26 protein-coding genes are annotated in these 24,521 nt (G+C 73.3%); 18 read left to right on the top strand and 8 right to left on the bottom strand.

The window, feature by feature from the left end; genetic code table 11:
- Nucleotides 1-179: 179 nt before the first annotated feature.
- Together OG370_RS40970 and OG370_RS40975 are read left to right on the top strand one after the other, a co-directional pair.
- A complete protein-coding gene (locus OG370_RS40970; RefSeq protein ID WP_328473581.1) occupies nucleotides 180-359 on the top strand; it encodes a hypothetical protein in 180 nt (59 codons plus the stop codon).
- A gap of 73 nt (nucleotides 360-432) precedes the next feature.
- The gene (locus tag OG370_RS40975) at nucleotides 433-1,365 is read left to right on the top strand and encodes a hypothetical protein (protein WP_328473583.1); all 933 of its coding nucleotides are present in this window, start codon (nucleotides 433-435) and stop codon (nucleotides 1,363-1,365) included.
- A 338-nt stretch (nucleotides 1,366-1,703) separates the two neighbouring features.
- Here the strand turns inward: OG370_RS40975 and OG370_RS40980 are convergent, their stop codons facing one another.
- The 3 genes from OG370_RS40980 to OG370_RS40990 are packed head-to-tail and all read right to left on the bottom strand — an operon-like array spanning nucleotide 1,704 to nucleotide 4,271.
- Nucleotides 1,704-2,744: an NAD(P)-dependent alcohol dehydrogenase gene (locus OG370_RS40980; protein ID WP_328473585.1), complete on the bottom strand. Its 1,041-nt coding sequence runs from the start codon at nucleotides 2,742-2,744 to the stop codon at nucleotides 1,704-1,706.
- A 20-nt stretch (nucleotides 2,745-2,764) separates the two neighbouring features.
- Nucleotides 2,765-3,583 carry an SDR family NAD(P)-dependent oxidoreductase gene (locus OG370_RS40985; RefSeq protein WP_443060831.1) on the bottom strand — a complete coding sequence of 273 codons (819 nt, stop codon included), beginning with the start codon at nucleotides 3,581-3,583 and terminating at the stop codon, nucleotides 2,765-2,767.
- A complete protein-coding gene (locus tag OG370_RS40990) occupies nucleotides 3,576-4,271 on the bottom strand; it encodes a TetR family transcriptional regulator (protein ID WP_328473587.1) in 696 nt (231 codons plus the stop codon). The genes OG370_RS40985 and OG370_RS40990 overlap by 8 nt, the downstream gene beginning before the upstream one ends.
- A gap of 388 nt (nucleotides 4,272-4,659) precedes the next feature.
- Between OG370_RS40990 and OG370_RS40995 the strand changes: the two genes are divergently transcribed.
- The 7 genes from OG370_RS40995 to OG370_RS41025 are packed head-to-tail and all read left to right on the top strand — an operon-like array spanning nucleotide 4,660 to nucleotide 9,055.
- The gene (locus OG370_RS40995) at nucleotides 4,660-5,187 is read left to right on the top strand and encodes a hypothetical protein (RefSeq protein WP_328473589.1); all 528 of its coding nucleotides are present in this window, start codon (nucleotides 4,660-4,662) and stop codon (nucleotides 5,185-5,187) included.
- A complete protein-coding gene (locus tag OG370_RS41000; RefSeq protein WP_328473591.1) occupies nucleotides 5,184-5,477 on the top strand; it encodes a monovalent cation/H+ antiporter complex subunit F in 294 nt (97 codons plus the stop codon). The genes OG370_RS40995 and OG370_RS41000 overlap by 4 nt, the downstream gene beginning before the upstream one ends.
- A gap of 55 nt (nucleotides 5,478-5,532) precedes the next feature.
- Nucleotides 5,533-5,829 (top strand): cation:proton antiporter, encoded by a 297-nt coding sequence (locus tag OG370_RS41005; RefSeq protein WP_328473593.1) that lies wholly within the window; start codon nucleotides 5,533-5,535, stop codon nucleotides 5,827-5,829.
- Complete coding sequence (locus tag OG370_RS41010) at nucleotides 5,826-6,140, top strand: Na(+)/H(+) antiporter subunit B (RefSeq protein ID WP_328473596.1); 315 nt, start codon at nucleotides 5,826-5,828, stop codon at nucleotides 6,138-6,140. The genes OG370_RS41005 and OG370_RS41010 overlap by 4 nt, the downstream gene beginning before the upstream one ends.
- The gene (locus OG370_RS41015) at nucleotides 6,137-6,886 is read left to right on the top strand and encodes an MnhB domain-containing protein (protein ID WP_443060832.1); all 750 of its coding nucleotides are present in this window, start codon (nucleotides 6,137-6,139) and stop codon (nucleotides 6,884-6,886) included. The genes OG370_RS41010 and OG370_RS41015 overlap by 4 nt, the downstream gene beginning before the upstream one ends.
- Nucleotides 6,886-7,233, top strand: coding sequence for a sodium:proton antiporter (locus OG370_RS41020; RefSeq protein WP_328473598.1), 348 nt, complete (start codon nucleotides 6,886-6,888; stop codon nucleotides 7,231-7,233). Before OG370_RS41015 ends, OG370_RS41020 begins: the two co-directional genes overlap by 1 nt.
- Nucleotides 7,234-7,237: 4 nt before the next feature.
- Nucleotides 7,238-9,055, top strand: coding sequence for a complex I subunit 5 family protein (locus OG370_RS41025; protein ID WP_328473600.1), 1,818 nt, complete (start codon nucleotides 7,238-7,240; stop codon nucleotides 9,053-9,055).
- A gap of 119 nt (nucleotides 9,056-9,174) precedes the next feature.
- Here the strand turns inward: OG370_RS41025 and OG370_RS41030 are convergent, their stop codons facing one another.
- The 3 genes from OG370_RS41030 to OG370_RS41040 all read right to left on the bottom strand — a co-directional run bounded on the left by OG370_RS41030 (nucleotide 9,175) and on the right by OG370_RS41040 (nucleotide 13,229).
- Nucleotides 9,175-9,714, bottom strand: a complete 540-nt coding sequence (locus OG370_RS41030; protein ID WP_328473602.1) for a type 1 glutamine amidotransferase domain-containing protein — start codon at nucleotides 9,712-9,714, stop codon at nucleotides 9,175-9,177.
- A 152-nt stretch (nucleotides 9,715-9,866) separates the two neighbouring features.
- A complete protein-coding gene (locus OG370_RS41035; RefSeq protein WP_328473604.1) occupies nucleotides 9,867-11,624 on the bottom strand; it encodes a thiamine pyrophosphate-dependent enzyme in 1,758 nt (585 codons plus the stop codon).
- A 30-nt stretch (nucleotides 11,625-11,654) separates the two neighbouring features.
- Nucleotides 11,655-13,229 (bottom strand): FMN-binding glutamate synthase family protein, encoded by a 1,575-nt coding sequence (locus OG370_RS41040; protein WP_328473607.1) that lies wholly within the window; start codon nucleotides 13,227-13,229, stop codon nucleotides 11,655-11,657.
- Between the two features lie 455 nt (nucleotides 13,230-13,684).
- Here OG370_RS41040 and OG370_RS41045 point away from each other — a divergent pair, with 455 nt between their 5' ends.
- The 7 genes from OG370_RS41045 (at nucleotide 13,685) to OG370_RS41075 (ending at nucleotide 19,836) form a co-directional block, all read left to right on the top strand.
- Nucleotides 13,685-14,368, top strand: a complete 684-nt coding sequence (locus OG370_RS41045) for a HemK2/MTQ2 family protein methyltransferase (RefSeq protein WP_328473609.1) — start codon at nucleotides 13,685-13,687, stop codon at nucleotides 14,366-14,368.
- Nucleotides 14,352-14,726 (top strand): CDGSH iron-sulfur domain-containing protein, encoded by a 375-nt coding sequence (locus tag OG370_RS41050; protein WP_328473611.1) that lies wholly within the window; start codon nucleotides 14,352-14,354, stop codon nucleotides 14,724-14,726. Before OG370_RS41045 ends, OG370_RS41050 begins: the two co-directional genes overlap by 17 nt.
- Nucleotides 14,710-15,726 carry an iron-containing redox enzyme family protein gene (locus OG370_RS41055; protein ID WP_328473613.1) on the top strand — a complete coding sequence of 339 codons (1,017 nt, stop codon included), beginning with the start codon at nucleotides 14,710-14,712 and terminating at the stop codon, nucleotides 15,724-15,726. The genes OG370_RS41050 and OG370_RS41055 overlap by 17 nt, the downstream gene beginning before the upstream one ends.
- Before the next feature lie 600 nt (nucleotides 15,727-16,326).
- Complete coding sequence (locus OG370_RS41060) at nucleotides 16,327-16,998, top strand: hypothetical protein (RefSeq protein ID WP_328473615.1); 672 nt, start codon at nucleotides 16,327-16,329, stop codon at nucleotides 16,996-16,998.
- A gap of 6 nt (nucleotides 16,999-17,004) precedes the next feature.
- A complete protein-coding gene (locus OG370_RS41065; protein WP_328473617.1) occupies nucleotides 17,005-17,931 on the top strand; it encodes an SRPBCC family protein in 927 nt (308 codons plus the stop codon).
- A 2-nt stretch (nucleotides 17,932-17,933) separates the two neighbouring features.
- Nucleotides 17,934-18,890, top strand: coding sequence for a hypothetical protein (locus OG370_RS41070; protein WP_443060833.1), 957 nt, complete (start codon nucleotides 17,934-17,936; stop codon nucleotides 18,888-18,890).
- Nucleotides 18,891-19,110: 220 nt separating this feature from the next.
- Nucleotides 19,111-19,836, top strand: coding sequence for a glycoside hydrolase family 16 protein (locus tag OG370_RS41075; RefSeq protein ID WP_328473619.1), 726 nt, complete (start codon nucleotides 19,111-19,113; stop codon nucleotides 19,834-19,836).
- Between the two features lie 70 nt (nucleotides 19,837-19,906).
- Here the strand turns inward: OG370_RS41075 and OG370_RS41080 are convergent, their stop codons facing one another.
- A complete protein-coding gene (locus tag OG370_RS41080; protein WP_328473621.1) occupies nucleotides 19,907-21,298 on the bottom strand; it encodes a cation:dicarboxylate symporter family transporter in 1,392 nt (463 codons plus the stop codon).
- Nucleotides 21,299-21,516: 218 nt separating this feature from the next.
- On the opposite strand from OG370_RS41080, the gene OG370_RS41085 reads away from it, so the two are divergent.
- Entirely contained in the window at nucleotides 21,517-23,238 is a 1,722-nt protein-coding gene (locus OG370_RS41085; protein ID WP_328473623.1) for a sensor histidine kinase, read from the top strand.
- Nucleotides 23,235-23,918, top strand: a complete 684-nt coding sequence (locus OG370_RS41090) for a response regulator (protein WP_328473625.1) — start codon at nucleotides 23,235-23,237, stop codon at nucleotides 23,916-23,918. The genes OG370_RS41085 and OG370_RS41090 overlap by 4 nt, the downstream gene beginning before the upstream one ends.
- Here the strand turns inward: OG370_RS41090 and OG370_RS41095 are convergent.
- Entirely contained in the window at nucleotides 23,915-24,478 is a 564-nt protein-coding gene (locus tag OG370_RS41095) for a hypothetical protein (RefSeq protein WP_328473627.1), read from the bottom strand. The two genes, OG370_RS41090 and OG370_RS41095, sit on opposite strands and share 4 nt — an antisense overlap.
- Nucleotides 24,479-24,521 lie beyond the last annotated feature (43 nt).

Here is a 24,521-nt window from a genome sequence, read left to right on the forward strand (position 1 = left end):
CGAGGTGAACGCGGATGCCACGACGGGCGGTACCCCTCGGTCCACGGTGCGCGGTTGCCGGTGCGCGGTTCCCGGGCCCACGCGGCGGGTAAGGCCCGGGTGTACATCGAACGCGGGTGTACATCGAACGCGGGTGTACATCGAACGCGGGTGTACATCGAACGAAATGGGGTGGGGCGATGAAGGACTGGCTTTCCCGGAAGGGCGGCCGGCTGCTGGACGTGTTCTCGCAGCGGCGGAGGATGGCGAAGTACACCGACCCGGGAGCGCACATGAGGGGCGCCCCGGGCCGGGACGCGTCGTTGCCGGTCAACCACACGAGGACGTCGGTGCCGCCGATGGGTCCGTACGGCGGCTGAGGTCCTCCACCGGCGGCGCCCCGCGCACCCGGCCGCCGCGGGCCTTCCCGCAGCGGCCGTCTACGCTCGCGCCATGCAGCGCAGCGACGTCAGGCGGGCCGACGGCACCTGGGTGGGGCTGTCCCTGGATGTGCGGGACCGCGACCTGCCGGGGCTGCGGGTGTTCACCGCCGGGACGCGGCTGCTGGTCTGCCGGCGTTCGCGGCCCGTGCTGCTCGCCGTCGTCCAGGAGCGGTTCCAGGGCGTGGACTTCTGGCGCACCGACGCGTACCGCTCCTTCGTCCCGCCGCTGCGCGCCGATACGGGGCGCGCCCTGGCGGGCCGTCCCGAACGGTGGGCCCACCGCTTCGCGCAGTACCTCGCCGACGCGGCGGACAGCCCGCTGCACGAGGGCAGATGGCTGCTGTCGAGCGAGAGTCCGCTGCTGCGGTGGCGCCATCCGGGAGCCTCGCACGCCCGGTACTGGGATTCGATGCTCGTCGACGGCCATCCCGACGGGTACATCGACTGGTTCGTCCACTCCGGCTCGTGGGAGGTCCTCCCGCTGCGGCCGATGCCCGACGCCGCGGACAGCCGGGTCAAGGCGTACCGCAAGCAGGCCCGTGAAGGGACGCTGCCACCCGTCCTGCTGTGGTGGGTCAGCGGCCTGGACTGCCACCTGATCCTGGACGGTCACGCGCGGCTGGCCGCGGCCGTCGCCGAGTCCGTCGAGCCCGCGCTGCTGCACGTGCACCGCACGGTGCCCCGCGACGACCTGGCCGCGCGCACCGACGAGGCCGTGGACTCCTACGCGTCCGAACTGGCCCGCTTCGCCGAACTGCGCGCCGTCCACGGCCCCGCGGTCCCGGACGGCGCCGCCACCGCCGGCCCGCGGCTCGCCCGCCTCCTGCACGAGCTGCACACCGCGCACCAGCCGACCTGGGCGTGGCCCCTGCCCGGCGGGGAGACGCGGTGGCGTCGCCTCGCACGCGAGGCAACCGCGGGGCGGGAGTGGCCCGTTGCCTGAGGAGCGGACGCACCGGCGCCATGACGGGGAGCCGAAGAGCACGGCACCGCGTTGCCCGACCTGCGGCCGGTCGACGACCCGCACCGCGATGGTCCTCGCGCGGCGGGAGCAGGACGGCACGCGCGCCTGCCGAGGTGTGTGGCAGTGCGGCGACCGGCACCTTTGGTGGGGGTTGGAGCGATCGCCCCGACGAGGCGTTGGAGATCTGCCCGTACCCCGACCGCTTCGGCGCCTGAGCGGGTGCCTTGCCCGCCGCCGGCCGGTGACGTGGGCCTGGCGCCGTACCCGCCGGGCCCCGGCGGCACCCGGGTGGGCCGGGGGCCGTCGGGGCGGGGCGGTCAGCCGTTGGGGAGGATGACCGCGCGGCCGTTGACCGTGCCCGCGTGCAACCGCTCGTACGCGCGCGGCGCCTCGTCCAGGGAGAAGGTCTCCGTGTGGACGGAGACCGCGCCGGCGCGGGCCAGGGCCAGCACCTCCTGGAGCTCCGAGCGGCTGCCCCAGTACGGAGCGCTGACCGAGACCTCGAACGGCATCGCGCCGAACCCGACCGGCAGCGTGCCACCGCCGATGCCCACGAGGGACACCTCGGCCTCGACCCCGGCCACGGCCCCGGCGATGCGGACGGTGGGCGGGGCTCCGACGAAGTCGAAGACCGCCTGCGCGCCCAGACCGCCGGTCAACTCGCGGACGGTGGCGGGCGCGTCGTCGTCGGAGAGCACCGCCTCGTGGGCGCCGACCTGGCGGGCCAGCCGCAGCTTGTCCTCGCTGACGTCCAGAGCGACGATCCGGGCCGGGCTCAGCGCCCGCAGCAGCTGGATCGCGGTGTGCCCGAGGCCGCCGGTGCCGATGACGACCGCGGTGGAGCCCGGAACCAGCTTCGGCAGCGCCCGCTTGATGGCGTGATACGGCGTCAGGCCGGCGTCGGTCAGCGGCACCGCGGCCACCGGGTCGAGCCCGTCCAGCGGGACGAGGTGGCGCGGGTCGTCGACGAGAAGGTACTCGGCGATCGCGCCGGGCGCGCCCAGGCCCGGCGGGCGGATGCCCAGCTCGTCGGCGCGCAGGCAGTAGTTCTCCTTGCCCTCGGCGCACTTGGCGCACCGGCCGCAGCCCCACGGGCCGTAGACGGCGACGGCGTCGCCCTCGCGGACCCCGGTCGTGCCGGCGCCGAGCGCGGCGACCGTGCCGACGCCCTCGTGGCCGAGGGTGAGCGGCAGCGCGTACGGGAAGCTGTCGGCGGGCCAGCTCATGACGGCGATGTCGCTGTGGCACACGCCGGCGGCGGTGACCTTCAGCAGCACCTGGCCGGGACCGGGCTCGGGGTCCGGCACGGTCACCACCTCGGGGGCGGCGCCGATGGTGCGGTATTGCAGTGCCTTCACGGTGATCTCCTCTCCGAGGGTCAGACGGCGGTGTAGGCGCCGTCGACCAGGTGGTAGCTGCCGGTGACGAACGAGGCGCGGTCCGAGAGCAGGAACGCGATCAGCTCGGCGACCTCCTCGGGCCGGCCCAGCCGCCCTGCCGGGTGCAGCGCGACCAGCGCGGCGCGGGCCTGCTCGTCCATCCGGTTCAGCAGCGGGGTCTCGATGAAGCCGGGGCCGACCGCGTTGACCCGGATGCCGCGGGCGGAGTACTCGGCGGCGGCGGTCTTGGTCAGCCCGACCACGCCGTGCTTGGCGGCCACGTACGCGGGCGAGCCGGCGAAGCCGACGGAACCGAGGATGGAGGCCACGTTGACGACGGCGCCGCCGCGGCCGGCGGCCTCGATGGCGGGCAGCTCGTGGCGCAGGCAGTAGAAGACGCCGTCGAGGTTGGTGCGGATGACCCGGTCGTACTCCGCGATGTCGTACGCCCCGGTGGGTGCGCTCGGGCCGCCGATCCCGGCGTTGTTCACGGCGAGGTCGAGGCCGCCGAAGGTCTCGACGGCGAAGCGGACGGCCGCCTCGGCCGAGTCCGGCCGGGTGACGTCCAGCGCGGTCGCCGCGGCCTGCCGCCCCTCGGCGGTCAGTTCGGCGGCGGCCTTCTCCGCGCCCGGGACGTCGAAGTCCGCGATGACGACCCGTGCGCCGCCGGCGGACAGCCGCCGGGCGGTGGCCAGGCCGATGCCGGACGCGGCCCCGGTGACCAGGGCGGTGCGGCCCGCGAACTCGGCCGCGTCGGCGGCGGGAGCGGGGGAGGGGGTGGTGGTGCGGGAGGTGGTGCTCATGGTGGTCTCACTCATCGGTAGTGCGTGGCTCTTCGGTGGCGTGGTGGGAGGCCGCGGAGGCGACTTCCCAGGACAGGGCGTCGTACGCCCGTTCCACGAGGTCGGCGAGATCGGTGCCGGCCCCGTCCTGGTGGTCAGGACCGCGCGCCCAGGCGCGCAGCCCGGCGGTCAGCACGCCCGCCGCGGCCTCCACGACGACGGCCGGGCGCAGGTCCCGGAGGTCGCCGGTGCCGAGGCGTTGTGCGATGATCCGGGTCGACTCGTCCTGGGCGTCGACCCGGATGCGCTCGTACGCGGCGAACAAGGTGGGTTCCCGGTCGAGGAGCCCGATGATCCGGCGCATCTGCGGGCGCAGGTGCGCCGCGGGCGTGTGCGGGTCGGCCAGCCAGGCGCGGACGGCCCGGCGGTAGGCCAGCAGCGGCGGTTCGCCGGCCGGCCGGGCGCGCAGCGCCGCGTTGATCCGCTCGCCGTCGTCGCGGACGAAGCCGAGGGCAGCGTCCTCCTTGCCGGTGAAGTACCGGCTGAAGGTGCGCCGCGTGACGTCCGCGCGTTCGGCTATCGCCTCCACCGTGGTGGCGGCCAGACCCCGTTCCAGGATCAGCTCGACGGCGGCGGTGGCGAGCGCCTTGCGGGTGCGGCGCGCCCGCAGCAGCCGCCGGTCCGCCACGGCGGTGCCACTCGGTACTGCTTCCTCGGCGTCCATGCCTTCGACCGTACGTCCGGATGTCCCGGTGGGACATATTTCCCGATGAGACATATGTCCCACCGGGACATCGGAGAGCTGTCGCGGTCGCGCGGGGCGCCCGGGAAGCCGATACCGCCTGGACGGCAGGCGCCGTGAACGGCCTCCGCTGCCCGTCCGTCGCCCCGCCCGCACACCAGAGCGCGCGTCCCCGCTCCGGTGGCGCGGCCCAGGTGTGTCCGCCGCGCTGCCGGGAAGACGGGTCGTCGCGCGGCTGCCGAGGTCCGCCGGGTGCCGCTGTTCGGGTGGTGTGCGGCGCGGCGGCGGTCCGCGCCGGAGACCGGTCCGGCCGGGCTTCGAGAATGGACGGCACGGCGGGTACGGGCGTCAACGGCGGGAGGCGGCGGGCATGGTGCGCACAGCGGTGACCGAGGTCGCGGCGTGGTGGGTCGTCATGGTCGCGCTCACGGTGGTGCTGATCAGCTCGGTCGGACCTGTCGAGCTGGCGGTCGCCGCCGTGGCCGGGCTCGGCGCCGCGTTCGCGGCCCGGCGGATCAGGCGGGCGGTACGGCTCGGGCGGCCGCGCGGCCGCGGAGTTCCCCGCGCGGTGGCGGTACTGCCCTGGTCGCTCGTCCGCGGTGCCGCCGTGCTGGCCCGCGACACGTGTGCCGGTGGGAGGCGGTCGGGCGCGGTGCGCCGGGTCGTGCTGCGTCCGGGCACCGGAGCCGGTTGGGCGGGGCTGCTGCTGGCCGCTTCCGCGGACACGTGCGTCCTGGGGACCGACGAGGACGGCGACGAGGAGAGCGGAGAGAACGGCGGGCACGGAGGTGGGGACGGAGGTGGCGACGGCCCCGCCCCCGGCGTGCGGGTGCACGCCCTGCGCCGCGAACCCGGCGCGGTGGAACGCGCGTTCGGTGGTCCGGATGGTCCGCGGTGAACGCGTGGGCGGCCGCGGCCCTCGTGCTGCTCGCCGGCGCCGGCCCCGCGTGCCTGTGGGTCGCCGCGTCCGGCTCCCCGGTGCGGCGGCTCGTCGCGCTGTCGTCGCTCTCCACTGTGGTGGGCGCGGTGTTCCTCGTCCTGCCGCAGGGCTACGACCGGTCGTCGTACCAGGACCTGGCGCTGGTGCTGGCGGTGCTGTCACCGGCCGGGACGCTCGTCTTCGCCCGTTTCGTGGTGGGGGAGGGGAGCGACGCCCCCGAGGAGGAGCGGCACCGATCCAGCGACTGAGAGGACAACAGGACATGGTGGGACTTCGGTACGACACGACCGCGGTGAACCGCGGATGACCGCCGGTCACATGGTGGCCCTGGCGCTGCTGTGGGCGGGCGTGGCCTGTGTGCTCCTGTCGGCGCTGGCCCTGGTACGGCTGAAGGGGACTTTGATGCGCCTGCACGCGCTGGCCGTCTCGTCCTGCCTGGGCGTTCCGCTGATCGCGCTCGCCGTCGCCGTCCAGCAGGGCCCGGGACGCGCGGCGGTCAAGACCCTGCTGATCGGGCTGCTGTTCGCGGCCGGCGGCACGGCCGGCACGATCGCCGTCGGGAAGGCCGCGTGGGAGTGCGGCGAGGGGGAGCAGCGGTGAACACCGCCCTCATCGGCGTCGCGCTCGGCTTCGTGGTGGTGGCCGCCACGCTGGCGGTGCTGTGCCGCGAGCCCGTGCGGCAGGCGGTGCTGCTGGGCGTCCTCGGACTCGGCCTGGCCGTGCTGTTCGCCGTGCTGCAGGCACCCGACGTGGCGCTGTCGCAACTGGCGGTCGGCACCGTGCTCACACCGCTGCTCATCCTGCTGACGGTCCGCAAGGTCAGACGCCGCTCGGTGGCCGACGCCGCGAAGCCCGCCGGCGGCGGGTCCGGACCCTCCGACGCGGGACCGCGGGGCGGGACCGGGTCGTGAGTCCCCGGGCACGTCTGCTGCTGTTCCTGGTCTCCGCCGCGGTGATCGGCGTCTACTTCACCCTGTCCTGCCGGGAACTCCCGTCGTTCGGCGGAGCCTCGCACCCCTACGGCGAGCGCGCGGTGGCCGCGGCGCTCGCCCACCGCACCGCCAACGTCGTCTCGTCGGTCAACTTCGACCTGCGCGCCTTCGACACCCTCGGCGAGGAGTCGATCCTCTTCTGCACGGTGCTCGGGGCGACCTTGCTCCTGCGCCTCGCCCGCGACGAACGCCAGCACGCCGCCGCGTCGGAGGCCGTCCTGCCCACCACCCGGCTGCTGGGGGCCGTGCTGCTGCCGGTGACCGTGGTGGTCGGGGTGTACATCGTCGCCCACGGCCAGCTCAGCCCCGGAGGCGGGTTCCAGGGCGGGGTGGTGCTGGCCACCGCGCTCCACCTGGGCTATGTCGCCGCCGACTACCGCGTGTTGGAGCGGCTGCGGCCGCTGGTCGTCCTGGACATCGCCGACTCGCTCGCGGCGGCGTCCTTCACCGCGATGGGCGTGGCCGGGCTGGCCGCGGGCGGCGCGTTCCTGAAGAACGTCCTGCCGCTGGGCACCTTCAACAAGATCACCTCGGGAGGCATGGTGCCGCTGTTCAACGCGGCGGTCGGCGTCGAGGTGGCCTCCGGGGTGATCGTGCTGCTCGCGCACTTCCTCGACCAGGCCGTCGAGGTCACCGGGACCGGTACACAGGAGGAGGAAGCCTGATGGGCGTGTGGCCCTACCTGGCCGCGGGCTGGATTCTGCTCGTGGCTCTCTACGGACTGGTGACCAGCCGGAACCTGATCCACGCGATCGGCTGCCTGGCCGTCGCGCAGTCCTCGACGTACGTGCTGCTGCTCGCCGTCGGCTACCGCGACCACTCCACCGCCCCGGTGTTCTCCGACCTCCGACCAGGCTCGCGCCCGGTGGTGGACCCGATCGTCCAGGCCCTCGCCCTCACCGACATCGTCGTCGGCGCGACGGTCACCGCCCTGCTGCTCGCTCTCACGATCCAGCTGCGCAAACGGCACGGAACCGTCGATCCCGAGTCGCTGACCGCGCTGAGGGGCTGACGGTGTGACAGACGCGACCCTGCTGCCGCTGGCAGTGGCGATCCCGCTGCTCGGCGCGCCCCTGCTGGCCGTCGCGGGCCGGGTACTGCCGCGCACCGGCTGCGACGTCCTGGCCACCGGCGCCGCCGCGGCCGACGTGGTGTGCCTGGCGCTGCTGTGGTCGCACATCCAGGGCGTCGCCGTCACACCGGTCGGCGGCTGGCCGGCGCAGATCGGCATCGTGCTCGCCGCGGACCGGGTCGGCGCGGGCCTCGCGCTCCTCGCGTCGTGTCTGGTGCTGGCGGTCCTGGCCTACTCCTGGCGGTACTTCGACGAGCCGCGCGGTGAACGCGCGGGCCTGTTCCCCGCGATGGTGCTGACCTTCCAGGCCGGCATGGTCGGCTTCGCCCTGACCGGCGACCTGTTCAACGCCTTCGTGTTCTTCGAGTTGATGGGCGCCGCCGGATACGCCCTGACCGGCTACCGCATCGAGGACCCGCGCCCGCTCCAGGGCGCCCTCACCTTCGGGATCGTCAACTCCCTTGCCGCGTACTGCTCGCTGCTGGGCATCGGGCTGCTCTACGCCCGCACCGGGCAGCTGAACCTCGCCGCGATGGGCCGGGCGATGGGGGAGCACCGGACCGACCTGCTGGTCGTGGTCTCCTTCGTGCTCGTGGTCACCGCCATGCTGGTCAAGGCCGCGGTGGTGCCGTTCCACTTCTGGCTGCCCGACGCGCACGCCGTCGCCCCGACCCCGGTGTGCATGCTGCTGTCCGGCGCGATGGTCGAGCTGGGCGCCTACGGGATCGGGCGCGTGTACTGGACGGTCTTCTCCGGTCCGGGCGGCATCCCGCACGACGCGTTCCGCCACACCTTCACCGCGCTGGGCGTGCTCACCGCGCTCGTCGGCGCCGTGATGTGCTGGCAGCAGCGGCACCTCAAGCGCATGCTCGCGTACTCGACCGTGGGCCATGTCGGCCTGTTCGTGGTGGGCATCGCGTTGCTCACCCCCGGCGGCGTGGCCGGCGCCGCCGTCTACGTGGCCGCGCACGGCTGCGCGAAGGCGGCGCTGTTCGGCCTGACCGGTGTGCTCCTGGACCGCTACGGCTCCGTCGACGAGCACGGCCTGTACGGTCGGGCGCGGGATCTGCGGCTGCTGGGCGTGCTGTTCGTCCTGGGCGCGCTCGCGCTGGCCGGGCTGCCGCCGTTCGGCACCGGGCTGGGCAAGGCCCTCGGCGAGGCCGCGGCCGGCCACAGTCAGGCGTGGCTCCCGACCGTGTACGTCCTCACGTCCGCGCTGACCGGGGGAGCGCTGCTCCGGGCGGCCCTGCGGATCTTCTGGGGCGCCGGACCGGTTCCGCACAGCCGGCCCGGCGAGGCCGAGACCAGCGGAGAGGGCGAGGAACCCGAAGTCAGGGAGCCGGGGCGGGCGCTGCCGCCGATGATGGTCGCGGTGCCCGCCCTCCTGCTCGCCCTGTGCGCGTTGGTCGGCTGCCTGCCTGCCGTGGCGCGCTCGCTCGCCCGCGGAGCCGCCGTCTTCACCGACCCCGCCGTCTACCGTGCCGCCGTCCTCGGTCCCGCCGTCGCGCACCGGGCGGTGCTGCCGCACGTCGCGTCGGCGTGGACCGCCGAGGGGCTGCTGCTGGGCGGCGGGTCGGCCGCCGCCGCGGCCGCGTTCGCGGTCCTCGCGGTGCTGCGCCCCGTCCGGCTTCCCTTGCACCGGGGGGTGCGCGCCTTGGTGACCGGGCTGCGGCGGCTGCACTCCGGGCACCTGGGCGACTACGTCGCCTGGCTCGCCCTCGGTGTCGCCGCCCTGTGCGCCGCGTTCGGCGCGCAGACCTGATCCGGCGCGCAGACCTGAGGGGGCGGTGGCACCGGCGTCACCGCGTCATCACGTTCGCGGATCACCGCGCGGTGCACGGCGGGCCGGACCCGACCGAGCAGGCCCCAGGCCGGGCAGGCTCAGGCCGGGCGGGTCACCGCTTGCAGGACGGTGCGGTTGAAGGCCGGCAGGTCGTCGGGCTTACGACTGGTGATGAGGGCGTTGGGGCCCGCCGTGCACACCTTCACCTCCTCGTCCACCCAGGTCGCGCCCGCGTTGCGCAGGTCCGTCCGCAGGCTCGGCCACGAGGTGAGCGTCCGGCCACGGACCGTGTCCGCCTCGACCAGGGTCCACGGGGCGTGGCAGATCGCCGCGACCGGCTTGCCGGCGGCGAAGAAGCCGCGTACGAGGTCGAGCGCCTTGGCGTCCTGGCGCAGCTCGTCCGGGTTGGCGACGCCGCCGGGCAGGACCAGCACGTCGAAGTCCGCCGCGGAAGCCTCGTCCACGGCGAGGTCGGCCGGGAAGGTGTCGGCCTTGTCCAGGTGGTGGAAGCCCTGGACCTCGCCCGCCTCGGGGGTGATCAGCGACGGCGTCACTCCCGCGTCGGACAGCGCCTGCCAGGGGGAGGTCAGCTCCACCTGCTCGACGCCCTCGGTCGCGGTCAGGAATGCGGCTCGCACGACATCACGTCCTCTCGTTGCCGGAGCCTGTTCGAAGCGTTCACGCTGCGGCTACCCGTCGCCATGCACCGAAAACGGCATCCGCGCCGCGGAGTCCCGTCGCCTCCCCACCGCGAGGCGTACTCGGTTCCGCCCGCCGGGGCGCTCGTGGCTCAGCCCTCCGGGGAGTCGTCGCCGTGGCTGCGGACGATCTCCTTCATCTTGGCGACCGCGAAGCCCCAGCCCTGCTCGACGGTGGGCTTGGCGGGGACGGCGATCTCGTCGGGGTTGGTGACGACATCGAGCAGCACGGGTCCGCGCACGTCCAGCGCGGTGCGCACCGCCTCGTCCAGTTCGGCGGGGTCGGTGACGCGGATGCCGGTGAGTCCCAGGGCGGTCGCGACCGCGGCGAAGTCGGGGTTGTCCAGGACGGTGCCGAACTCGGGCAGGCCGGACTGCTCCTGTTCGAGTTTCACCATGCCCAGGCGGCGGTTGTCGAAGACGACGAGGGTCACCGGAAGGTCGTAGGTCCTGAGCGTCATCAGGTCGCCGAGCAGCATGCTCAGGCCGCCGTCGCCGCAGAACGCGACGACCTGCCGGTCGCGGTCCAGGAGTTGCGCGCCGAGCGCGTGCGGCATGGCGTTGGCCATCGAGCCGAGGTTGTAGGAGCCCAGCAGGCGGCGCGTGCCGCGCATCTCCACGAACCGGGAGAGCCAGACCGTCGCCATGCCGGTGTCGGAGGTGAAGACGGCGTCGTCGTCGGCGTACCGGTCGACGGCGGCGGCCAGCGCCTCGGGGCGGATGTCGTGGGCGCGGTTGTCCAGCGCCGAACGGACCCGTCCGATCAGGCCCTTGTCGTGGCCGGGCGCGGCCAGCCGGTCCTGGCCCTCGCGCCAGGACGCGAAGTGCCGCACGGACTTCTCCAGGTGCCCTCGGTCACGGCCGCCGGCGGGGGCTGGAGCGGACAGGTGGGCGAGCAGGTCGCGCACCGTCGCGCCGACATCGCCGACCAGGCCGATCTCGACCGGCACCCGGCGCCCGATGTGGGTCGGCTCGGTGTCGACCTGGACGACGGTGCGGCCCTCGGGGTACCAGTCGCGGTACGGGAAGTCGGTGCCCAGCAGCAGGAGCGTGTCGGCGTCCTGGAGCGCGGCGGCCGCGGCGGGGTTGCCGATCAGGCCGGTCTGGCCGACCTGGAAGGGGTTGTCGCCCTCGAAGCCCTCCTTGGCCTTCAAGGTGAGCACCATCGGCGCGGCCAGCCGGTCGGCGAGCGCGAGGACCTGGTCGCGGGCCTCACGCGCGCCGCGCCCGACCAGCAGGGTGACCCGCTCGGCCTCCTCCAGCAGGCCGGCGGCCGCGCGCACGGCGTCCTCGTCCGGGCGGGTGGTCGGCGTGGTGACCGAGAAGCGGGAGGGCCGGTCGTCGGGGAGTTCCTGCTCGCCGATGTCCCCGGGCACCGTCAGCACCGCGACGCCCTTGCGCCCGAGGGCGTTGCGCACGGCGGTCTCCAGCAGCAGCGGCAGTTGCCCGGGGGAGGTGATCGTGGCGCGGAAGACGGCCACGTCGCTGAAGAGCGCGTCGTTGTCGACCTCCTGGAAGTAGTCGCTGCCCAGCTCCGCAAGCGGCACCTGCCCGGCGATGACCAGCACCGGGGTGTGGCTCTTGGCCGCGTCGTAGAGGCCGTTGAGCAGGTGCACCGAGCCGGGGCCGACCGTGCCCATGCACACCCCGAGCCGCCCGGTGAGCTGGGACTGGGCGCTCGCGGCGAAGGCCGCGGCCTCCTCGTGCCGGCAGCCCACCCACTCCACGCCGTCGGTGGTGCGGATGGCGTCGGTCAACGGGTTCAGGGCGTCGCCTACGACGCCGAAGACCTGGCGCACGTCGAGTTCGGCGAGAGCGTCCACGATGACGCGGGCAACGGTGCGGGCCACGGTTCCTCCAACAGGGGTGGGCGGGACGGCTCAGAAGTGGTCGGGATCGGCGGCGGCCCAGTCGGCGGCCCATGACGCGGGCGGCTCCGCCAGGAGCTGCCCGGGCGACAGCCAGTCGTACAACTCCTCGTAGGAGCGGACGGTGTACGGATCGATCCGCCGCCGCAGCATGTGCGGACGCAGCTGGGACGCGTCGCCGACACCCATGGACGCCATGATCTGCAGCGCGCTGGCCACCGTCGCGGACTGCAGGCGCTGCACGCGCGCCGACTTGTCGCCCACGTCCAGGGCGCGGGCGCGCCGCGGGTCCTGGGTGGTGACGCCGACCGGGCAGGTGTTGGTGTGGCAGCGCTGGGCCTGGATGCATCCGACCGCGAACATCATGGCGCGGGCGGCGTTGCCGTAGTCGGCGCCCTGGAGCATCCGCTTGACGAGGTCGGAGCCGGTGGCGATCTTGCCGCTGGCGCCGATCCGGACCCGGTCCCGCAGCCCGGCGCCGACCAGCGCGTTGTGCACGGTGATCAGACCCTCGGTGAGAGGGGTGCCGATGTGGTCGGCGAACTCCAGCGGCGCCGCGCCGGTGCCTCCTTCAGCGCCGTCGACGATGATGAAGTCCGGTGTGGTGCCCTCCTCGACCATCGCTTTGCAGACGGCCAGGAACTGGCCGCGCGAGCCGACGCAGAGCTTGAATCCGGCCGGTTTGCCACCGGACAGCTCGCGCATCCGGGCGACGAACCGGACCAGTTCGCGGGGGGTGCCGAACGCACGGTGGTAGGGCGGCGACACGACGGTCCGCCCCTGCGGGACGTCCCGCACCCGGGCGATCTCCGCGTTGACCTTGGCGCCGGGCAGCACGCCCCCGATGCCGGGCTTGGCTCCCTGGGAGAGCTTCAGCGACACGCACTTGACGTTGTCGAGACCGGCCTTGTCGGCGAACTCCCCGGGATCGAAGCCGCCGTCCTTGTCGCGGCAGCCGAAGTAGCCGGTGCCGATCTCCCAGACCAGGTCACCACCGTGCCGCAGGTGGTACTCCGACAGGCCGCCCTCACCCGTGTCGTGCGCGAACCCGCCTGCCGCCGCTCCCTTGTTGAGGGCCATGACCGCCTGGGCCGACAGAGATCCGAAGCTCATGGCGGACACGTTCAACAGCGCCATGTCGTACGGCTTGGTGCAGTCCGGGCCGCCGATGCGTACCCGGGGCGGCTCGTCGGGCACCGGGCGCGGGGCCATGGACGGGACGAGGAACTCGTGGCCGGTCGCGTAGACGTCCCGCTCGGTGCCGTACGGCTCCTCCGCGTCGGTGCCCTTGGCCCGCTCGTAGACGATGCTGCGGGTGTCACGGTCGAAGGGGCGCCCGTCGAAGTTCCGCTCGATGAAGTACTGCTGGAGCTCCGGACGGATCTTCTCCAGCAGGAAACGGGCGTGGCCGAGGACCGGGTAGTTGCGCAGGACCGAGTGGCGGCGCTGCAACAGGTCGTACAGGCCGAGCAGTCCCAGCGCGGCAAGAGGCACCGTGGCGGTCCACCACCACGGACTGGCCGCCACCGCGGCGACGGCCGCGGCAACGGCGGCGAGCAGGGTCAGGGCCACCGCAAGGGATCTCATCACCCCTGCCGCATTACCGCGCAGGCCCTCCCCATGCTGCCCGCCCGCGTCAAGTTCCGGTCATGCCCGATGACGCCCGGTCACGCCCGGGCTCGGGCGGCCCGGCCCCGCCGTGACCGCCTCCTGGCGCCCTTCACGGGCTGTGGCCGTACCGACCGGGTCCGTGAGGGACGTGTTTCGAGGCGGTCCGGCAGGTGTCATCCCCGGTGCGTGGGTAACCGACTGGACATGGAGACGCCACGTTTGAAGGCTTTGGCCACGGTATGCACGATAGATCCCTCCCGGGCGACATCCGGCCCGCGGTCGCCCGAGCGCGGCGACGGACGCACGAAGGTCCTGTCCCGTCCGGGCCGCTGAGTTCCCCGATGCCGGTGAGCCCCTCGATACCGACAGGCTCGCCCTGCGACGCCGGCGGCCCCGGGGAGGCCGCGACCGCAAGACCGGGAGGTGTTTCCGTGACGACCGTCGCTGTGCCACTCCGCCGAGGCTCCGGCAAGGTGTGGGCGCTACCGGGGGTGTATACGCCGCAGGCCGACACGCGGCTGCTCGGCCGTGCCCTGCGGGCGGAGGAGGCGCTGGCAGGAGCGGACGTGCTCGAGATCGGAACCGGCAGCGGGGCGCTGGCGGTGCTGGCCGCGCGGATGGGCGCCCGGGTGGCTGCCACCGACGTCTCCTGGCGGGCGGTGATGAGCGCCCGTGCCAACGCGGTGCTGCAGCGGCAGCGTGTTCGGGTCCGCCGCGGCGACCTGGCCGGCCCGGCCGGGGGGCGCACCTACGACATGGTCGTGACCAACCCGCCCTATGTGCCCTCGCCGCAGTCGCGGCCGCCGGCCGGCGCCGCCAGGGCCTGGGACGCGGGAAACGACGGGAGGCACGTCGTGGACCGGGTCTGCTCGCACGCTCCGGCGCTGCTGCGCCCGGCCGGCGTCCTGCTGATGGTGCACTCCGGCCTGTGCGGGGTGGACCTCACCCTGGGGCAACTGGAGAGTGCCGGTCTGCCCGCCGAGGTCGTGGCGCGTGAGTACGTGCCCTTCGGGCCGGTACTCGGACGCCGCCTGCCCTGGCTGCGGGCGCAGGGCCTGATCGGACCGGCCGACGAGCACGAGGAACTGGTGGTCATCCGTGCCGCGCGAACCTGAGACGCACGAGACCGACTCACGCGAGACCGACTCACGCGAGACCAGGTCACGCGAGGCCGTCGCGCACCCCGACCCTCGTGAAGTCGAGCCGAGCGAGCCCGAGTTGCGCGACGCCGTACGGGATCGCCGCCCCCGCCGGATCACCGTCGATCCCGAGGGGCCGATCCTGGTCGAGGGCCCGGTCGAGGTGGTCCGTGAAGACGGCACCGTGGCTGCCAGCGACAGGTTCGCGGTCGCGATCTGCACGTGCCGGCGTACCCGAACCGCCCCCTGGTGCGACACCAGCCACCGCCGTCACCGCCGTCCGTGCGGGACCGAACACCCCGGAAGGGACGAGCCACGTGGCGACCCGGAATAGCACCGAGCGCGACCGGACCGCACCCGCGGTGCCCTGCTCACGCGGACCGCTGTCGAGTGCCGTGGTGGTGGCCCTGACCGCGAACCACCGGCCCGGCCCGCACCACCTGCGCCACGCGGCCACGACCGACGCGCCCTACGGGGACGACCTGCAACTGGCCCTCTACCTGCTGTACGAACTGCACTACCGTGGCTTCGCCGGGGTCGACGAGTCCATGGAATGGGCGCCCGTCCTCGCGCCGCTCCGGGAGGCGCTGGAGGACCGCTTCCTGCGTGCACTGCGCGCCGACGTACCCGGCCGCGCTCCGGAGGACGCGTTCGCCGACCTCCTCGTCGAGCCCGCCGACCGGAGCGGGAGCGTCGCGTACCACCTCGAACACGAGGGCGCCCTGGGGCAGGTGCGCGAGTACGCGGCCCTGCGCTCGCTGTACCACCTGAAGGAGGCCGACCCGCACGCCTGGGTCATCCCACGACTGCGCGGGCGGGCGAAGGCCGCCATGGTCGCCATCGAGTACGACGAGTTCGGTGCGGGAAGGGCCGAGGAGGTGCACGCCCGGCTCTTCGCCGACCTGATGGACGACCTTGGTCTGGACACCGCCTACGGCCGCTACGTGGACCACGCGCCCGCGGAGATGCTCGCCGTCGTCAACCTGATGACGCTGTTCGGCATGCACCGCAGGTCGCGGGGGGCTCTGGTGGGGCACTTCGGCTGCGTCGAGGTGACCTCGTCGCCCGGCTCGCGGCGACTCGCGGCCGCCATGCGCCGTACCGGGGCCGGCCCCGCGGCCGTGCGGTTCTACACCGAGCACGTCGAGGCGGACGCGGTCCACGAGCAGGTGGTACGGCACGAGGTGGTCGGCGGGTTGCTCGCCGACGAGCCGCACCTGGCCGGCGACGTCGCCTTCGGGGTGGACGCCACCGTCCTTCTGGAGGACCGCCTGGCCGCGCACCTCCTGCGTGCGTGGCGGTCGGGAGGATCAGCCCTGCGCCAGTCGCTGTGACAGCAAGTGGCCCCCTCGCCGACGTGGCGTCGCCGCCGTACCTGCCGTCGCCCGCCGTCGGCCGGGTGTCTTCGGGGCGCCGGCCCGGCTGGCGACCGGCGGGTCCGCTCGGCCTGCCGGATCACGGTCCGGCGAGGAACCTACGCAGCGGTGGATCGGCGACGAACTCGGCTGCGCGCAGACGGACATCTCCCGGAGGCCCACCGCGGTCCACCCGCCCCGCGCGCGGGGCGGTCGAGCCGAGGAGTGACCGCACGGGAGCTGTTCGTGATCGGTCGGCAACATTTGTCTTTCGCGGCCCAACAGGCGGTGTGCCGCGCTGATTCAGGTCGTCAGCGGCGGAAGCGTCGGCTGCACATCGCCCTCCCCAGATGCGAAGCCGTGGAAGAGGACGAGACTGGCTGGAAGGGCGAGGAGCCGTAACGACGGGCCACCCCGGGCCGTGCACCTCTGGTGTCATCCCGTGCGGGGGTGGTCGGGCGGCGACTCGTGGACGTGACCACTTCGCGCGGCCACCCCGGCGTGCGGAGGAGCCGGCCTCGGACGCGATGCCGGACCTCGTCCGGAACCACGCACTCGACGGTGAGAAGGCGAAGCGTGATGGGCGAACCGAAGAACCTCGGCATGGCCGCGGCCGTGGCCGGAGGGTACCTGCTCGGCCGCGGCAAGAAGGGCCAGATGGCGCTGACCGCCGCCGCGTTGCTGGCCGGCAGGGGCCTGCGGCCGGGCTCACTCGTGGCGGACGGCGTTCGCAAGGTGCCCGGCGTACCGGCGTCCCTCAAGGGTGGTGGCGACGACGAGGGCGGTACGGCCCCGGAGAGCGGGCACGGTACCGGCAGCGGTGCGCACGCGCACGGCCGCCTCAGCCGGGCCGCCCGCGGCGTGGCGAACCACGGCATCACGGCGCTCACCGGGGCGCTGCACGAGCGCACGCTCGGCCTGAACGACGAATCCGCGGACGACGGGGAATCGGCGGCACCGGAGGCGGGTGACGGCAGCGACGGCAACGGCGGCAATGCCGACGACGACACCGCCGTCGAGGACGAGGCGGCGGGTGAAGCCGAACCGCCCGAGCCGAAGCCTGCCGCCAAGAAGGCCGTGCCGAAGAAACGGGTGGCGCCCAAGAAGCGGGCGGCACCGAAGAAGCCGGCCGCGGCCAAGGCACCGAGTGGGAAACCCGGCGGCAAGAAGCCGTCACCCGCTCGGAAGACGACGGCGAAGAAGAGCCGACCCACCAAGAAGGCAACCCCGCACGCCCGGCGGGAGAGGTGACCGTTCATGGCGACCGACCAGAAGACCAACGAAACCGACCCGAGCCCGATCACCCTGCTCAGGCACGAAGTCAGCCACTATCTCAGCGCCCGCGCCAAACACGCCGCCCGCAAGGCCGGAAGCAGGCTGACCGACGCGACCGACAAGCTGATGGATGTCGACGAGGACAGCGGCACCGTCCCGAAGGTCGGCAAGCGCGTCCTGCACGGTGAGTCGCCGGCCGCCGCGATCGCCGCCGAGAAGGGCGAGGACATCAAGAGCGGCGTCACCGGGAAGATCAAGGACGCCGTCTCCGGCGGTGGTTCGGGCGACGACTCGTCGGGCGACACCAAGGCCACGAACATCGTCGAGATGATCGACGTCGGGGTTCCGCTGCGCACCGCGTACGACCACTGGACCGAGTACGAGAACTTCAGCGGGTTCACCAAAGGGGTCCAGCAGGCTGAGCGCGGCGAAGAGGCGACCAGCGAGTGGACGGTCAAGATCGGCCCGTCCACCCGGAGTTGGAAGGCGACCGTCCAGGAGCAGCTTCCCGACGACCGTATCGTCTGGAAGTCCGAGGGGTCCCTGGGCACCACGCAGGGTGCCGTCAGCTTCCACGAGATCACCCCGACGCTCACCCGGATCATCCTCGTCCTCGTCTACTACCCGACCGGCATCGTGGAGAAGACCGGCAACCTCTGGCGTGCTCAAGGCCGCCGGGCGCGGCTGGACTTCAAGAACTTCCAGCGGTACGTGACTTTCGCCGAGGAGGAGGCCGAGGGCTGGCGCGGCGAGATCCGCGAGGGCGAGGTCGTACAGACCCACGAGGAGGCCATGGAACAAGAGGAGGCGGAAGCGGACGACGAGGACGAAAGCGACGAGGACGCCGAGGACGACGAGGAAGAAGAAGGCGTCGACGAGGACGACGAGGCCGAGGAAGAGGCCGGCTGACCATGGACAATGACCGGAGAACGGACGAGACGTCGCACGAGGTGGAGGTGATGCCGGACGAGGCGGAGGCGCCGCAGGATGCCCGCAGCACGAGTGGCGATCCGGACGTCCTGCTCGACGTCAAGGACCTCCACGTCGACGAGATCGATCTCGACGTCCAGGATCTGCGGGCGCGCGTGGCGCTCCACGCGGAAGTGCTCGACCTTCTCAAACTCGAGGTCGGAGTGGACGTCGTGCTCGGTCGGGTCGCACTCGACATCACCGGTGTCCAGGCACAGGCGCTGCTCAAGGTCCGCCTCGACAACGTGGCGGCGATCCTTGCCAATGTGCTGCGTACCATCGACCGCAACCCGCAGATCCTCGAACAGATCACCCGGCCGGTGGGCGAGGCGGCTCGGTCCGTCGGTGAAGGCGCCGGCCGCGCCGTCGGCGAACTGGGCGCCGGCGCGGGCGAAGCCGTCGAGGACGTCGGCTCGGGCGCGGGCGAAGCCGTCCAGGAGGTCGGCTCGGGCGCGGGCGAAGCCGTCGAGGACGTCGGCTCGGGCGCCGGCAAGACCACGGAAGCGGCCGGGGCGGCGGTGGGCGACGCCGCGGGGGAGGTCGCGGACACGGCGTCCGACGTCGCGGGCGAAGCCGTCGAGGACATCAGCGCGACGGCGAGCACGACCGCGGAAGGCGCGGGAGACACGGCGGATACGGCGAAGGACATCGCGGACGGGACCACGGAGCACGCCGCGGACGAGGCCGGCGACACGGCGAAGGGCGCCGTGGAGGACTCGGATGAGGCGGAGGACGCGCAGGACGCGGAGAAGGAGAGCACGGCGCCGGACGCCGAGCGGCCGCGAGAGCGCGCACCCGAGTACGCCGGTCCTTCCCGGCACCGCCCCCGTCGCCAAGGCCACCGCCGTCCCGCTCCCTCGCGCCGCGCGGCCGCCTCCCGCCGCCACCGGCCGCGCTGACCCCGCGACGAGCCCACATGTGGCGGCCGTTGCCGTCGGAGGAGGACGAGGCACGTTCAGGACTGCGAACGGGGTGATCCGTTCGCAGTCCTGATCTCGCCGGGCCGCATCGAGGGCATCTTGTCAGGTACTGGACACTGGCTTACAGTCCGGCGGAAGAGAGCGGCACCGCGACACCCACGTCGCCCGAGCACCCGAGCACCCGAGCAACGGAGCTTCGATGTCACGCCTACGCATCCGGCTGGGCCGCGTCCTGGGCGCCGTCGTCGCCGGCCTCCTGACGCTGGTCATGGTGCAGCCGTCCGCGCACGCCAGTTCCTGGGGCGCACCGCAGACCGTCGACGCGTGGAACGTCGTCAGCGGCAGGTGGACCGCCAACAACGAGTTGGAGACCTACACGCCGAGCTGTGTCTGGTACGACGGCGGCACCCTCATGATCAAGACCTACCAGTCGGGCGACACGTACTACTCCGGCCGCGTGGAGTCCCAGGCCCTCTACGGCTACGGCACCTACCGGTTCACCGCGAACATGCCCGACGGGCAGGGCCTGCTGCCCGCGGTGTGGGCGGCGTACCTCGACCCGTGGCTGCCGGAGATGGACGGCGCGGAGATCGTCGGCTCCGACCCGGACACCGTCTACCAGACCTTCCACGACACCAGCAACGCCCAGACCCAGTGGGCCTCGTACAACTCGGCCGGCTGGACCAACAGCTTCCACACCTACTCGTTCAGCTGGTGGCCCGACCACATCGACTTCGCCGTCGACGACGTCTTCCAGGGCACCAAGTGGTACACCACCGCACCGGGCGTCGGCATGCACTTCATCATCGACACCGCCGTCGGCGGCGACTGGCCAGGCAACCCGGACTCCTCCACCTGGGCCACCGCCGACGGCGCCCGCTACCTCAAGGTCTCCTCCGTCACCTACACCCCCTACCACCCGTAGACCGCCGGGGGCCCGCTAGGCGTCCACGGCCCCGCGCAGCGGGCTTGGTGCCCGGGGCCGCGCGATCGCCTCACCCGTAGGCGGGGTCCGGGGCGCCGCCGGGGGCGGGGACCTCGGGGGCGCCGGCGCCCTCGGGGGTGGACGCCGGCTCCGCGTCCACCAGGGTGCGTTCGTCGAACGGCAACTCGCCGGCCAGCACCCGCGCGACCCGCTCCTTGTCGACCTCGTGCACCCAGGTCCCGACGAGCAGGGTGGCCACCGCGTTGCCGGCGAAGTTGGTCAAGGCGCGCGCCTCGCTCATGAAGCGGTCGATGCCGACGATCAGGCCGACGCCGTCGACCAGCGCGGGCTGGTGCGACTGGAGGCCGCTGGCCAGGACGGCGATGCCGGAACCCGACACGCCCGCGGCGCCCTTGGAGGCCAGCATCATGAACAGCAGCAGGCCGATCTGCCGGCCCAGACCCATCGGCCGGTCGAGCGCGTCCGCGATGAACAGCGAGGCCATGGTCAGGTAGATCATGGTGCCGTCGAGGTTGAAGGAGTACCCGGCCGGCACCGTGACACCGACGACCGGGCGGCTGACGCCCAGGTGCTCCATCTTCGCGATGAGCCGGGGAAGCGCGGACTCCGACGACGAGGTGGACAGGATCAGCAGGAACTCCCGGCCCAGGTACTTCAGCAGCTGGAACAGGTTGACGCCGGTGGCCAGCCGCAGCACCGTGCCGAGCACCACGACGATGAACAGCACGCAGGTCGTGTAGAAGCCGATCATGATGGTGGCCAGGGCCTTGAGCGCGTCCGTGCCCGTCTCGCCGATGACCGCGGCCATCGCCCCGAACGCCCCGATCGGCGCCGCCCACAGGATCATGGACAGCACCCGGAACACCAGCTTCTGGAGGTGCCCGATGCCGCGCAGCACCGGCTCGCCGGAGCGGCCCATCGCCTGGAGGCCGAAGCCGACCAGCAGGGCGACCAGCAGCGTCTGGAGCACCTGGCCCTGGGTGAGGGCCGACAGCAGGCTGGTGGGGATGATGCCCAGCAGGAAGTCGACCGGGCCGACGTGGGCGTCGGCCGCCGCGGTATGGCCGATGTGCCGGGTCGCTTCGGTCAGGTGGAGCCCCGCGCCCGGGTGCAGGATGTTGCCGACGACCAGACCGATGGCCAGCGCGACCGCCGACATGACCACGAAGTAGCCGAGCGCGAGGCCGCCGACCCGGCCGACCTTCGCCGCCTGCCGGACCGAGCCGACGCCGAGCGCGATCGTGCAGAAGATCACCGGCGAGATCATCATCTCGATCAGGGAGACGAACCCGGTTCCCAGCGGCTTGAGTTCCCTGGCGAAGTGCGGCCACAGGAAGCCCGTGGCGATGCCGAGCAGCACCGCGACGATCACGGCGAGGTACAGGTACTGTGTGCGGTCCCGCTGGGGGGTGGGCGGTGTCCCCGCCGGCGTTACGGGCATGGCTGGTCTCCTTGACGACGTCGGTGGCGTCCGGGGGGTGCGCCGCGGGTTCACGGGCTCGCGGGGCCGCGGGTGCACGGGTTCGCGGGCGGGCGTCCGGGACACGGCAGTGCGTGCGGCTCACGTCCTGGCGGTCCCCGCGACTATCGCGGGCCACGTGACGTGCGTCACGGTTGTGGTCGTTGAGTTCACGCAGAGTCGAGAGGCGGGCCGATGCCATGGCGGCGCCACGCATGCCCTACCCCCGCAGCCTGGCCGGGCAGTTGTTCGCGATGCAGGCCGTCCTGGTCGCCCTGGCCGTGACCGCCTGCGCGATCTTCGGCTACGTCAGCGACGGGCGCCAGGCGGAGCAGTCCGCCCGCCGCCAGGCCACCGCGGTGGCCCGGGCGGTCGCCGACACCCCCGCGGTGGAGCAGGCCGCGCGCGGCGGCGATCCGACGGCGGAACTCCAGCCGTACGCACTGTCCGTGCAGCGCGACACGGGGGTGGACTTCGTGACGATCATGGACACCCACGGCATCCGCTGGACCCACCCCGACCCCGCCGAGATCGGCCACCGCTACCTGGGCCACATCGCACCGGCGCTGCACGGCCGCACCTTCGCCGAGACCTACACCGGCACGCTCGGGCCGTCGGTACGGGTGATCACCCCCATCCGGTCCGGCACCCGGATCACCGGGCTGGTCAGCGCCGGCATCACCGTCGAGGCGATCAGCGCGCGCTCCCGCAGGCAACTGGCCGCGCTGATCGGCGTCGCGGCCGGCGCGCTGGCCCTCGGCGGGATCGGCAGCTACCTGGTCAACGCCCGGCTGCGCCGCCACACCCACGGCATGAACGCCCGCGACCTGCACCGCATGCACGACTACCACCAGGCCGCGCTGCACGCCGTACGGGAGGGACTGCTGCTGCTCGACGGCGAGCAGCGCATCGCGCTCATCAACGACGGCGGGCGCGAACTGCTGGGCCTGGACGAGGAGGCCGTGGGCCGGCAGGTCGCCGAACTCGGCCTGCCCGACGCCCTGACCGCGGCGCTGCTGGCCCCCGAGGCCCGCGTCGACGAACTCCACCTGACCTCCGAGCAAGTCGTCGTCGTCAACACCGCGCCGGTCTCCGGCGGCGAGCAGCGCGGCACCATGGTGACCTTGCGCGACCACACCGAACTCCAGGTGGTGATGGGCGAACTGGACTCCGAACGGGGCTTCAGCCGGGCCCTGCGCGCCCAGGCGCACGAGGCGGCCAACCGGCTGCACACGGTCGTCTCACTGGTCGAACTGGACCGCGGCAGCGAGGCGGTGGACTTCGCGACGTCCGAACTGCGGGCGGCGCAGGCCCTCACCGACCAGGTGGTCGCGGCGGTCGACGAACCCGTGCTGGCCGCGCTCCTGCTGGGCAAGGCGGCGCAGGCCAACGAGCAGGGGGTCGAGCTGGTGATCACGGACGACAGCCGGCTGGAGGACGGGCTGCTGCCCGCCGGCCTGGCACCGCGCGACCTGGTCACCATCCTGGGCAACCTGATCGACAACGCCGTCGACGCGACGCAGGGTCTGCCGGCCGCACAAATCGGGGTCACGGTCACCGCCCGCGAGGCCCCCGGCGAGCTGCTGCTGCGGGTGGCCGACACCGGTCCCGGTGTACCCTCCGGCGACACCGACGCGGTCTTCGAACGGGGCTGGTCGACGAAGCCCGCGCCGGCCGGCGGCCGCGGGCTCGGCCTGGCCCTGGCCCGGCAGGCCGTGACGCGCAACGGTGGCACGCTCACGCTGACCGCCGGGCCCGAGGGCGGCGCCGTCTTCACCGCGCGGCTGCCCCTGCGCCCCGAGCCCGGACCGGTGTCCGAACCGATCCCCGTACCCGTAGCCGTACCTGTCCCCGGACCGGTGTCCGTACCCGTATCCACCCGACAAGGCGCCGGCCGGCCGGCAGGAGGAGGACAGGCATGAGCGAGCAGGCCATCCGCGTGCTCGTGGTCGAGGACGACCCGGTCGCCGCCGACGCGCACGCGCTCTACGTCGACCGCGTGCCCGGATTCACCGCCGTCGGCAAGGCCCACAACGCGGCGCAGGCCCGCCGCCTGCTGCTGCGCGCCCCGGTCGACCTGATCCTGCTCGACCTCTACCTGCCCGACGGCCACGGCCTGGAACTCGCCCGCTCGCTGCGCGCCGCCGGTCACCGGATGGACGTCATCGCGGTCACCTCCGCCCGCGACCTGGCGGTGGTCCGCGAGGGCGTCTCGCTCGGCGTCGTGCAGTACATCCTCAAGCCCTTCGCGTTCGCCACGCTCCGCGACCGGCTGCTCGGCTACGCCCGGTTCCGGGCCGCGGCAGGCGAAGCGGGCAGCCAGGACGAGGTCGACCGGGCCCTGGCCACGCTGCGCCCGTCGAGGCCCGCGGCCCTGCCCAAGGGGCTCAGCGCCCCCACGCTGGAGACGGTCGTCCGCACGCTCAGGGTCGCCCCGGCCGGGCTGACGGCGGCCGCGACCGCCGCGTCGGCCGGCATCTCCCGCATCACCGCCCGCCGTTACCTGGAGCACCTGGTCGAGCAGGGCCGCGTCGAGCGCAGCCCCCAGTACGGCCAGGTCGGCCGCCCGGAGCTGCACTACCGCTGGCTGACCGCCGATTAGGCCGAGCCGGGAGCGAGCCCGTCGGCGGCGATCGCCGCCCAGACCTGTCGGGCGAGGCCGTCGACGGGGAGGGCGCCGTCGACGACCAGGTCGCAGTCGTCGCGGACCGGCTCGACGTGCCGTGCGTGGGCGCCGCGCCGGTGGCTCCGGTAGTTGCGGAGGAGCACGTCGAGCGGGAAGCCGTCCCGCAGGCACTTGCGCTCGATCTTCCGGACCAGGCGGAGGTCGGCGGGCAGGTCGACGAAGACGTCGAAGCGCACGTTCGCCGCCGGAGGGTCGAGGTACCGGGCGAAGAGGCCCTCGACGATGACGACGGCCGAGGCGGCCAGCGCGGTGTCGGCGTCGGCGGTGAGGCGTACGAGGTCCAGTGACCGGGGGTCGCCCACGTCCAGCCGCGGAGCCCCGGCCTCGTCCGGCGCCCACACCCCGCGCTCGGGGCTCCGGAAGTAGTAGTCGTCGCCGTGCAGCACCCGTACGGGGAACCGGGGCGCGGTGGCCGCCAGCGCGGCGGCCAGCGTGGTCTTCCCCGCCCCGGCTCCTCCGGTCAACGTCACCAGCATCTGTCCACCCCTCGACCCGGTCGCCTGCGAAAGCGGGTTCTGC

Source organism: Streptomyces sp. NBC_00448 (assembly GCF_036014115.1).
In the GTDB taxonomy this organism is placed as follows: Bacteria; Actinomycetota; Actinomycetes; order Streptomycetales; family Streptomycetaceae; genus Actinacidiphila.